This is a genomic window from Anaeroglomus insulsum (assembly GCF_050689095.1).
In the GTDB taxonomy this organism is placed as follows: Bacteria; Planctomycetota; Phycisphaerae; order Sedimentisphaerales; family Anaerohalosphaeraceae; genus Anaeroglomus; species Anaeroglomus insulsum.
In genome coordinates, this window is record NZ_JBOGCL010000009.1 from 36,408 (window position 1) to 47,799 (window position 11,392).

Here is an 11,392-nt window from a genome sequence, read left to right on the forward strand (position 1 = left end):
AGATTGTTTTTTGCACATTCTATAGATATTTTACAGAACCTATCTAATTATGATACAATAACACAGAGATAGACTCTGGTCAACCGTCTGCGCGACAGAACAGGAACCATCAAATGAGAATAATTTTCGAATTTAAATGTATTTTTATACTTTTTTGCAACAAAATCATAGGATATAACGTCATAAGCACAATAAAACTAATGACGGCCTTATTGATTAATTAACGAATATGTTATGTCCTGATAAAACAAAAAAGATAAATCAGCAATTATCCGATCGGTATCGTTTTGTTCAGTTCTTGCTTGTATTAAGCTGCTGTTGTCTGGCCTGTATTGGCTGTTCACCGGAACAGTATAAAGCTGACGCAGACAAGGAAGTCCAGAGCATTTTAGACAGCAAGTGGAAGGCCGAACATGGCACCCGTGCGAATTCGCGGATTTCGGATGTGGAACGAGATCCCAACGATTTATTTTTTGATCCCAATTACATTCCAACCGGGAAACTAACCCTTGCTGAAGCGGTGGCATTGGCAACCGCTCGGAACCGGGATTATCAGCGGCAAAAGGAATCGTTGTACCTGTCTGCGCTGGATTTAACACTATTCCGTCATAACTTTGCCACCAAGTGGTTTGGTACCTTCGACGGTACCTACAGCCGAAACGAGTCAGACGAATCCCTGACAGGCGGCGGCGAGGTGGGCTTAAACAGGCTTCTGGAAGATGGAACTCAGATTTCGACCAGCATTGCCTCCGACTGGCTTCGTTATCTGACGGGTGACCCGCGGGAAAGCCTTGGAAGTGTTCTGAGCGCAACGATCAGCAAGCCCCTTCTTCGGGGAGCCGGTAAAGATGTCGTGATGGAAAATCTGACACAGGCAGAACGCAATGTTCTGTATCAAATCCGGACATTTAGCCGGTATCGCAAAACATTTGTGGTCTCAATCGTAAGCGACTATTATCGCGTATTGCAGGCTCTGGATCGAGTCAAGAACGCCGAAAGCAATTACAAAAGTCTGCAGCTGGCCTATGACCAATCGAATCTGAAGGCCATGGCCGGTCGGCTGGATATGTTTGAAGCGGACCAGACCAAACAGCAGATGCTGGATGCACGCGACAATCTGGCTGGGGCAGAGCGAGCATACCAGCAGGCCCTGGATACGTTTAAAATCAGACTCGCCATTCCAACCGATGCCTCAATCGAACTTGACCCGAATGCCCTGGAGATACTGTCCACGATGGAAGTGACTGAGCCAGAGTTCAATGTGGACGATGCGATTCAAACCGCGTTGGCACTGCGACTTGATTTGGCAACAATCAGGGATCAGGTGGATGATGCCCGTCGGAAAATCAAAGTGTCTGAAAATGCGCTCAAGGCGGATTTAAATATCATTGCCCGGGCCAATGTGGATTCCACCCCTGACAGGCAGGCAGGACGACTGCGGTTTAACGACGGCAGTTACAGTATTGGTGCTCAGGTGGACTTGCCCTTTGATCGCAAGTCGGAGCGAAATAATTACCGGGAATCTCTGATTACCCTGATTCAACGCCAGCGGGATTATGAGGATGGTATCGATAATGTCAAATTAGATGTGCGAAACAATTATCGTTCTCTGGTTGAATCCGCACAACGCTACAAGATTCAGCTGCTCAGTCTTGAATTGGCAAAAGAACGAGTGAAAAGCACCTCGCTGCTGTTTCAGGCGGGTCGGGTTCAGACGCGTGACGTGCTGGAATCGCAAAACGCCCTGCTTTCAGCACAAAATGCAACGACCTCTACCCTGGTCGATTACAATATAGCCAAATTAAGTTTTTATCGTGATATCGAAGTACTTTCAGTTAAACCGGATGGATTATGGCAGCTACCAGAAAAATCGGATTCAAAAGGATTTTAATTGCCGTTGTGGTAATAGCCGGAGTGTTGGGACTGTGGCGTGTCTTTTATGGGCAGAGCGGTAAAGCTGTTGCCAAAAGCAGTGAAGCCCTCTATACCGTCAAACGCCAGGATTTGGTTATCAGTGTGACCGAAAGCGGCTCCATTAAGGCCAGCAATGCAGTCACCATTCGTTCCGAAGTCGAAGGGCGAACCACCATTGTCAATGTGGTCCCCGAAGGAACGATTCTGACGGAACAGGATGTTGCTGAAGGCAAAGTGATTCTTGAACTGGATACGTCCAGCATCAAGCAGGATTTGAACCAGCAGCAGATCCAATACAACAGTGCCATGGCCGATCTGACCGACGCGAAGGAAAATCTTGAAATCCAAAAAAACCAAAACGAGTCTGACATTCAGCAGGGAATACTGACTGTCAAATTCGCGCTGATGGATTTACAGAAATATCTGGGTCAATATGCCGCTGATAAACTGATCGCAGACGCCAATAGCAGGCCGATCACAGACCAGGACTTCAAAAAACTGACCGCAGACCCCAACCAGCTTGGTGGTGAAGCCCTGCAAACCTACCGCCAATTGATTGCGGATATCAACGTTGCAGAATCGGAATATTATATTGCCCAAAATACCTACAACTGGACCGAGAAGCTATACGCCAAAAATTATGTTGCCAAGACGGACCTGGAATCCGACAAGCTGAAAGCTGATAAATGCAAAATCACTCACGAACGAGCCCAGACCGCGTTGGATTTATTTTTCAACTATGAATTTCCCAAACAGGCTCACAAGCTGTTCAGTGATTATATTGAAGCCCAGCGGCAGCTGGAGCGAATCCTGGCCAAAGCCCGGTCCCAGGAAGCTCAGGCTATGGCAAAGCTGAGCAGTGCCGATGCAAAATTTGCACTGGAAAAAGAACGTCTTGAGCGGTATCAGCGTCAGATGGCCGCCAGTGTCATTAAAGCCCCATGTCCGGGTATGGTGGTTTATGCCACCCAGTTTAGCCGAGGCAGCCGCTCCAGGACCTCCATCGAAGTCGGACGCGAGGTTTATGAACGCGAAGAAATTATGTCGATTCCCAATACCACGCAAATGGCGGTGGATGCCAAAATTCATGAGACCAACGTTGACAAAATAGCTATTGGACAAAAGGCACGGGTTGTTGTTGATGCAATGCCGGACAATGTCTTTTATGGGCAGGTTACCAAGATTTCCCCCCTGCCTGATCAGGCCGGCTTTATGTCAAATCCGGACTTGAAAATCTATTCCACAGATGTCCTCCTTCAAGGCGGCGAAATGCTGCGTCCGGGAATGTCAGCCAAGGTCGAGATTATTATTGCCCAGTTAAAAGATGTTCTGGCGGTTCCCGTGCAGTGTGTTTCCAATCGCGGCGGCAAAAAATACTGCTATGTTCATACACTGCGCGGCAATGAAGCCCGCGAGGTTCAGACCGGCCCGTACAATGATAAATTTGTCCAAATTGTGTCGGGCTTAAATGAAGGCGAATCTGTTCTTTTGAATCCGCCGAGGATATTTGACCAGCAGCAGGGAACTCCGCTTCCGGATACTCTGCCGGATATGCCAGACCTGATACCGATTAACAACCAGACCCGTGAGCGGCCCAATGGCGGATTAATGCAATCTGACAATCCGGACCGCCCCAGCGGATTCCCGGCACCGGGGCAATTTTCTCCGGACAGTCAGAATCCAACCGGACGCCGCCGAGTGAACGGCCAGGGTACTTTACCCAATCAGCCCCAGGAGAATGCCCAACCCGGCAGCATTGGGACAGACCGCCCCCTTCGCCAGCGTCCTGAGGGGATGGGATTGGATCGCATGCAGCAGAATAATCCAGAAGGAAGCGGTACGGCTCCTATTGACAGGCCCCAGGGACAGCGTCGTAGTCGTCAAAACCCGGAAAACATACCCGTACAGACAGAAACAAGACCATGATTCAGTCCTCTTCATCAAAACCAACTCCTGAGACGGTTGTTGAGCTTCAGGATATTCGCAAGTCCTATTTTCTTGCACATACCGAACTGCCGGTTTTGCGTGGGATCGATCTGTGTTTTCACAAAGGGGAATATGCCGCGATCATGGGACCCAGCGGGTCGGGCAAATCCACGCTGTTGAATTTACTGGGATGCCTGGACCGCCCTACCGGCGGCAAGTACCTGCTGGGAGGACTGGATATTTCCGAAATGGATGATGACACCCTCTCGACGATTCGAGGCAAGCGAATTGGTTTCATTTTTCAGTCTTTTAATCTGATTCCACAACTCAACCTGGTCGAGAACATCGAAATGCCGATGTATTATCAGCAGGTTCACAAGCATGAGCGCCGTGAACGAGCAATCGAACTGGCCTGCCGAGTCGGCCTCAAAGATCGCCTGCATCACCGACCGTCGGAGTTGTCAGGCGGTCAGCAGCAGCGTGTCGCCATCGCCCGTGCCCTGGCGAATGATCCGGTCATTCTGCTGGCTGACGAACCGACTGGCAACCTGGATAGCCGGAGCGGATCAGACATTCTGGGCCTGCTGGATGAACTCCACTCAGCCGGCAAAACAATTATTGTCGTCACCCATGACAGCAACGTGGCCAAACGGACTCAGCGGAGCATTCATATGCTCGACGGTAAAATCGAACGCCAGCAGACTTACACGAGGACGGAACCATGAGTATCCTGCTGCAAATTGGAGGTGTATTGCAAATCAGCCTTCGCAGCCTGTGGCTGCATCGGCTGCGGTCCATGCTGACGATGCTGGGTATTATTTTCGGGGTATCGAGCGTGATTGCCATGCTGGCCATTGGCGAGGGAGCCAGTCGACAGGCTCAGGCGCAAATTGCCCGGCTGGGAAGCACCAATATTATTTTGAAAACTCTCAAGCCCCCGCAGCAGACCGCTTCCGACACGACTCAGCAGTCGCTGGTTCAGTACGGCCTGACATACGATGATGCAGAGCGGTTCCGGGATACCATTCCGAATGCTCAGGTGGTCGTGCCCTCGAAAGTGATCAGTCACAAGGCCTACTACCGCAACCGGGTGCTGGGGGTCGAGGTTATTGGCACGGTACCGTGGTATCCGGAACTAGCCCCGGTTCAGCTCCAGCGAGGTCGCTTTCTTGAAACCAATGACATGTATTATACGCTGAATGTCTGCGTCATTGACCAGGATGCCGCAGATTCCTTGTTTGTTGTTGACGATCCCATTGGCATGGATATTAAGATCGGCGGGGACTATTACCGGATTGTGGGAGTGGTCAGTGAAACCAAAACCGAGAAAAATGAAGACGACCACCTCGAAACTCAAATGACGGCTTCTTCCACAGGAGCCAATGGCAAGGTGTATATGCCGATTACGACCATGAAAAGCCGTTTTGGTGAGATATTGTTGCAATTCAGCGGGACCACAGGGATGGTCGGAGAGCGTGTGGAATTAAGCGAAATCACGGTCAAAGTTCCTACCATTGAAGATGTACTGCCGATTCGTGATTTGCTTGAAGGAATGCTCAAACGCTTCCATAAACAACAGGATTATCAGGTTATTGTCCCGCTGGAATTGCTCCGGCAGGCGATTCGGACAAAACGGATATTTAGCATCGTCTTAGGGTCTATCGCCGCTATATCTCTGTTGGTTGGCGGTATTGGTATTATGAACATTATGTTGGCTACGGTCAGCGAGCGAACTCGCGAAATCGGAATCAGACGGGCTTTGGGGGCCAAAAAACGCGATATTGTTATTCAGTTTTTATCAGAAACGCTCTTGTTGACGCTGACCGGCGGATTGTTTGGTATGGCACTGGGGGCAGTTATCCCAATCGCAGTCACGGTTTTCGGCAAAATGCCGACAGTTATCACCAGCCAAGCCATGCTGCTGTCATTTGGCATCTCCGGGGCTGTCGGATTGACATTCGGGCTGTATCCGGCCGTCAAAGCCGCGAATATGGACCCGATTGAATCCTTACGACACGAATAAACACAGTTGCAAATTTCAAACCAGCATAGTATATTCCCTACTGTTGCGTCTGTAGCTCAATTGGATAGAGCATCAGTCTTCGGAACTGAGGGTTTGGGGTTCGAGTCCCTACAGACGCATTCAATTTTTTGGGCCAAAACCGTGTTTTTTTATTGAATAATGCGGTTTTTTTGTTATTTTCAGCCTCCTAATTGATTTTTTCTGATTTTGCCAGTTTCGCTATGTACCCATAATGCAAGCAGACGCCAGCGAGCAGGTTTGTCCATCCATGCACATTTTTCTTTTTTTCCCGGAACACTCCAGTTTGAACATCTTGAAAACCATTTAATATATAGATATTCTAAGTCGATTATCAGTAATTATCGAAAAGGAAAATTTTTGCAATATTATGGGACAATCCGGCGTCTTGCCTTTTACGATTCGTTTTTAAACCTTATTATTCAATTTTACACAGAAAGGATTGGACCCATGCTTAAGAATCGTAAAATGATGGTAGTCGTCGCAAGTCTATTATTGGCAACTGTTTCTATCCCGTTTATCTGGGCGGCCGGCAATCAGGGACAACCTCCGGCTCAGGGTGGTTTTGGCGGCGGCCAGGGCGGACAACGAGGCCCGGGTGGACAAGGTGGTTTTGGATCACAAATGGACTTTCAGGCGCGTATGCTTGAAATGGCCAAAACTCAGTTGAATGCTACCGATGCAGAATGGGCCAAGATTGAGCCTCCGCTCAAGAAGGTTATGACCTTGTCCAACCAGGTTAATGCACGTGGCATGGGAATGGGTATGGGAATGGCCGGACGCGGCAACCGTCCGGGTGGACAGGGACAAGGCCAGGCACCGGATCAGCAGCCTGCCAGAGAGCAGAGTGAAGTCCAGAAAGCTTCCGCTGCATTGAGTGAAGCTTTGCAGAATGAATCTTCAACCGCTGAAGACATTACGGCAAAACTGACTGCACTCCGGGCTGCCAAAGATGCTGCACAGAAAGAACTGGCTGCTGCTCAGGCCGAGTTGAAGAAAGTGGTGAATGTCCGTCAGGAAGCCAGACTGGTTCTGATGGGGATGCTGAACTAAAATACTCGATTCTCCCTTTTTGTTGAGTAAAGGAATCGAGTTGCTTAAAATAAAGGCCTGCGGTTTTGTAATCGCAGGCCTTTTTGATTTCCCTTTTGAAACCTATTTTGTCTTCCTGGACTTGTCCATCCAGTCGGTAAACTGCTTGAATAGATATTGTGAATCATGCGGGCCGGGAGAGGCTTCCGGGTGATACTGGACAGAAAAGGCTTTGAGCTTTTTACAACGAAGCCCTTCCAGCGTATTATCATTAAGGTTCATATGAGTTAATTCGACGTTTTTGTCTTTGAGCGAATTAATATCGACACAGAAGCCATGATTCTGGCTGGTGATTTCAATTTTGCCAGTTTCCAGATTTTTAACCGGATGATTGGCCCCGCGGTGGCCGAATTTGAGTTTATACGTTGTCCCGCCAAGGGCCAGCCCCAGAAGCTGATGGCCCAGACAAATACCGAAAATGGGAACTTTGCCAAGCAGGCCGCGAATGCCATCAATAGCATAGGTAACCGCGGCCGGGTCGCCGGGACCATTGCTGAGAAAGACGCCGTCAGGCTTCTTTTTGAGTATCTGAGCGGCGGTAGTGTCGGCCGGAACGACTTCGACCTTGCAGCCATGCGAAACCAATAGACGCAGGATATTCTGTTTAATGCCGAAATCGAAGGCGATAACCTTGTATTTGGGTTTGGGTTTGCACTCCTGTCCTGTCAGTACGTCTACGACTCCCTGGGTCCATTGGTAGGACTTGCCGAGGGTGACATTCTGAACAATATCGCGTCCAACCAGGCCGGGATAGGCATCCAGTTTTTTCCGGAGTATATTCACATCCAGTTCACACGAGGAGATAATTCCCCGCATCGCTCCCTGGGTGCGGATATGGCGAACCAGTTTACGGGTATCGATGCCTTCCAGGCCGACGACATTGTTTTCTTTGAGGTAATCACTAAATGTTTTTTCATTCCGCCAATTACTGGGGAAAGGACAATTTTCCTTGACGATAAAGCCCGAGCAAAACAATTTGCGAGACTCCCAGTCCCCAGAGTCGGTGCCATAATTGCCTATCATTGGATAGGTCATTGTTAATATCTGTTCAAAGTAGGACGGGTCCGTCGTGATTTCCTGGTAGCCGGTCATCGAGGTGTTGAATACGACCTCGCCGACGGCGGTCCCTTTGGCGCCAAAAGAGCGGCCGATAAATACGGTGCCGTCTTCCAGCAATAAAATCGCTTTATTATTCGACATAAATTACTTCCTGTAATAGGCTTGAATCGATTTGACCGTCAATTTTTCATTTTGCAGTGCTTCAATGGCTCGTGCTGCCGCAAGACCACCGCGAATGGTGGTAATATACGGAATTTGCCGATCCAGGGCGGTACGGCGGATCGGGAAGGAATCCCGGATAGTCTGTTCACCCACCGTGGTATTGACAATCAAGTCAATCTGGTTATTAATCATCAGGTCAACCACATTGGGGCGTCCTTCAATCATTTTGCGTACAAATTCCGAAGGAATGTTGTTCTTAATTAATTCGATACAGGTCCCTTTGGTGGCCAGTATTTTGAAGCCCAACTCGTGGAGTTTTCGGGCCATTTGCACTGCTCGCGGTTTGTCTGCATCACGCACACTGATAAACACGGTCCCTTTGGTGGGCAAATTGCAGCCAGCAGCGATCTGTGATTTGGCATAGGCAACACCATAGTCATTGGATATCCCCATCACTTCGCCGGTGGACAGCATTTCAGGACCGAGAATGACATCGGCGCCCTGGAATTTCAGGAATGGGAAAACCGCTTCCTTGACCGCGTAATGATTTCGAGATACCTCCTGGGTAAAGCCAAGCTGCTGGAGTGTCATTCCGGCCTGGATTTTGGCAGCCAGCTTGGCCAGCGGAACGCCAATGGCCTTGCTGACAAATGGAATCGTCCGGGAAGCCCGAGGATTGACTTCCAGAATATAGACCTTATCATCCTTAATGGCAAACTGAATATTAATCAGGCCTTTGACCTGCAATTCCAGAGCCAGCAGTCGAGTCTGGCGTTTCACTTCGGCGATGGTTTCGGGTTTGAGTGTTACCGGAGGCAGGAAGCAGGCACTGTCACCGGAGTGAATCCCGGCTTCTTCGATGTGCTCCATGACGCCGCCAATCACCACCGTCTGGCCGTCACAGATGGCATCGACATCCAGTTCGGTTGCATCATCAAGGAACTTGTCGATCAGGATGGGATGCTCGCCGGACACTTCGAGAGCCTCATCGACACAGGCCTTCAGCGAGGATTCATCGTACACGATATCCATAGCCCGCCCGCCCAGGACAAAAGAGGGACGAACCAGCAACGGATAGCCCAGCTTTTGGGCCACCTTCAGCGTTTCTTCATAGCTGGTGGCGGTGCCGCTGAACGGCTGGAGCAGATTGAGTTTCTCCACCAGTTTATTGAACAATTTGCGGTCTTCCGCAATTTCAATACTGCGGGGCGAGGTACCGATAATCGGAACCCCCGCCTTGTGAAGAGCTTTGGATAACTTCAAGGGCGTTTGCCCGCCGAACTGCACAATGACGCCGTCGGGTTTTTCTGTATCGATGATCGACATCACATCTTCATACGTCAACGGTTCAAAATACAGCCGATCCGACGTATCATAGTCAGTCGATACGGTTTCCGGGTTGCAGTTGACCATAATCGATTCGATGCCGATTTCTTCCAGCGCAAAGGCTGCATGAACACAGCAATAATCAAACTCAATACCCTGACCAATCCGGTTAGGCCCCCCGCCAAGAATCATAATTTTACGGCGTGTGGTCGGATTGGCCTCACATTCTGATTCGTAAGTCGAATACAGATAGGGCGTTGAAGCTTCAAATTCAGCACCGCAGGTATCCACCATTTTATAGACAGGCTTAATCCCAGCATCCAGACGTTTTTGGCGAATGGCCGTCTCTTCAACACCATATTTCATCGATAAATACTTGTCGCTAAAGCCGGCTTCTTTGGCCTGACGAAGCAATTCCGGAGTCAGTTTGTCGAATCCGACGGAAAAGAGACTCTTTTCCATTTCGACCAGATCTTTGATATGATTCAAAAACCAGGGATCAATATGGGTCAATTCAAAGATTTCCTGGGTGGTGTATTTGCGACGGTAAGCCTCGGCCACATACCACAATTTATCCCAGTAATTTTTCCGCAGCCGTTCCTGTAACTGGTCATCATTCAGGCCCGGTTTGATATGGCGGGCATCCAGTGAATAGCGGTCGATTTCAAGCGACCGAATGGCTTTCTGGAATGCTTCCTTGAACGTACGACCAATGGCCATCGCTTCACCGACCGATTTCATCTGAACGGTCAGTTCCGGGCTGGTCTGGGGGAATTTCTCGAATGTAAACCGCGGCCACTTGACCACGACATAGTCAATCGTCGGCTCAAAACAGGCCGGGGTCTTTTTGGTGATGTCGTTGGGAATTTCGTCGAGGGTATACCCCACCGCCAGCAGCGAAGCGATTTTGGCAATCGGAAACCCGGTGGCTTTGGAGGCCAGCGCCGAGCTGCGGGAAACGCGAGGATTCATCTCGATAACATACAGCTTGCCGTTTTTGGGATTGACAGCAAATTGGATGTTCGACCCCCCCGTTTCAACACCGATGGCGCGGATGATTTTCAGTGCCGCATCACGCATGACCTGATATTCTTTGTCCGACAGCGTCTGGGCCGGTGCGACGGTAATGCTGTCGCCGGTATGGATACCCATCGGGTCAAGGTTCTCAATTGAACAGACAATCACCACATTGTCTTTGCGATCCCGCATGACTTCAAGTTCATACTCTTTCCATCCGACGACAGACTCTTCAACCAGAATCTGGTGTATGGGGCTGAGGTCCAGCCCCCACTGCACCATCCGTTTGTATTCTTCCAGGTTATAGGCCACATTGCCGCCCATACCACCCAGGGTGTAAGAGGGACGAATGATCAGCGGAAAGCCAATCTGTTCCATTACTTTCATGGCTTCATCGACAGAATGAGCAAAGCCGCTTTTGGGCACTTCCAGTCCGATATCCTGAACGATTTTTTTAAACCGGTCTCGTTCTTCGGCTTTTTTAATGGCCTGCAAATTGGCACCCAGGAGTCTGACTTTGTATTTTTTCAAGACTCCCATTTCCGCCAGGGCCACCGCGGTGTTCAGGCCGGTCTGTCCGCCAAGCGTCGGCAGCAGGCTGTCCGGGCGTTCTTTCTCAATAATTTTGGCCACTATCTCCGGAGTAATCGGCTCAATGTAAGTTTTGTTCGCCATTTCCGGGTCGGTCATAATGGTTGCAGGATTGCTATTGACCAGGATCACCTGATAGCCTTCTTTGCGAAGCACTTTGCAGGCCTGTGCGCCGGAATAGTCAAATTCACAGCCCTGACCAATGACGATGGGGCCTGAACCGATAATCAGAATTTTTTTGATGGATTTATCTTTCGGCACTCG

7 protein-coding genes and 1 tRNA gene are annotated in these 11,392 nt (G+C 49.6%); 6 read left to right on the forward strand and 2 right to left on the reverse strand.

Going from position 1 to position 11,392, the window contains the following annotated elements:
• Positions 1-298: 298 nt before the first annotated feature.
• The 6 genes from ACQ9LF_RS09180 to ACQ9LF_RS09205 all read left to right on the forward strand — a co-directional run bounded on the left by ACQ9LF_RS09180 (position 299) and on the right by ACQ9LF_RS09205 (position 6,934).
• Complete coding sequence (locus tag ACQ9LF_RS09180; RefSeq protein WP_462489096.1) at positions 299-1,891, forward strand: TolC family protein; 1,593 nt, start codon at positions 299-301, stop codon at positions 1,889-1,891.
• The gene (locus tag ACQ9LF_RS09185; protein WP_462489097.1) at positions 1,852-3,840 is read left to right on the forward strand and encodes an efflux RND transporter periplasmic adaptor subunit; all 1,989 of its coding nucleotides are present in this window, start codon (positions 1,852-1,854) and stop codon (positions 3,838-3,840) included. The genes ACQ9LF_RS09180 and ACQ9LF_RS09185 overlap by 40 nt, the downstream gene beginning before the upstream one ends.
• Complete coding sequence (locus ACQ9LF_RS09190; protein ID WP_462489098.1) at positions 3,837-4,565, forward strand: ABC transporter ATP-binding protein; 729 nt, start codon at positions 3,837-3,839, stop codon at positions 4,563-4,565. Before ACQ9LF_RS09185 ends, ACQ9LF_RS09190 begins: the two co-directional genes overlap by 4 nt.
• Entirely contained in the window at positions 4,562-5,863 is a 1,302-nt protein-coding gene (locus ACQ9LF_RS09195; protein WP_462489099.1) for an ABC transporter permease, read from the forward strand. The genes ACQ9LF_RS09190 and ACQ9LF_RS09195 overlap by 4 nt, the downstream gene beginning before the upstream one ends.
• A 45-nt stretch (positions 5,864-5,908) precedes the next feature.
• A tRNA-Arg gene (locus tag ACQ9LF_RS09200) sits at positions 5,909-5,982 on the forward strand.
• 349 nt (positions 5,983-6,331) lie between these two features.
• Entirely contained in the window at positions 6,332-6,934 is a 603-nt protein-coding gene (locus ACQ9LF_RS09205; protein ID WP_462489100.1) for a hypothetical protein, read from the forward strand.
• 102 nt (positions 6,935-7,036) lie between these two features.
• Here ACQ9LF_RS09205 and carA read toward each other — a convergent pair whose 3' ends face one another.
• Entirely contained in the window at positions 7,037-8,173 is a 1,137-nt protein-coding gene (gene carA, locus ACQ9LF_RS09210) for a glutamine-hydrolyzing carbamoyl-phosphate synthase small subunit (protein ID WP_462489101.1), read from the reverse strand.
• A 3-nt stretch (positions 8,174-8,176) separates the two neighbouring features.
• Positions 8,177-11,389: a carbamoyl-phosphate synthase large subunit gene (gene carB, locus ACQ9LF_RS09215; RefSeq protein ID WP_462489102.1), complete on the reverse strand. Its 3,213-nt coding sequence runs from the start codon at positions 11,387-11,389 to the stop codon at positions 8,177-8,179.
• Between the last annotated feature and the right edge of the window lie 3 nt (positions 11,390-11,392).

What these genes read in the sequence shown, in the direction of transcription:
- carA (WP_462489101.1), bottom strand. Translation starts at nt 8,173, where the DNA reads ATGTCGAATAATAAAGCGATTTTATTGCTGGAAGACGGCACCGTATTT.
- ACQ9LF_RS09205 (WP_462489100.1), top strand. Translation starts at nt 6,332, where the DNA reads ATGCTTAAGAATCGTAAAATGATGGTAGTCGTCGCAAGTCTATTATTG.
- ACQ9LF_RS09195 (WP_462489099.1), top strand. Translation starts at nt 4,562, where the DNA reads ATGAGTATCCTGCTGCAAATTGGAGGTGTATTGCAAATCAGCCTTCGC.
- ACQ9LF_RS09185 (WP_462489097.1), top strand. Translation starts at nt 1,852, where the DNA reads ATGGCAGCTACCAGAAAAATCGGATTCAAAAGGATTTTAATTGCCGTT.
- ACQ9LF_RS09190 (WP_462489098.1), top strand. Translation starts at nt 3,837, where the DNA reads ATGATTCAGTCCTCTTCATCAAAACCAACTCCTGAGACGGTTGTTGAG.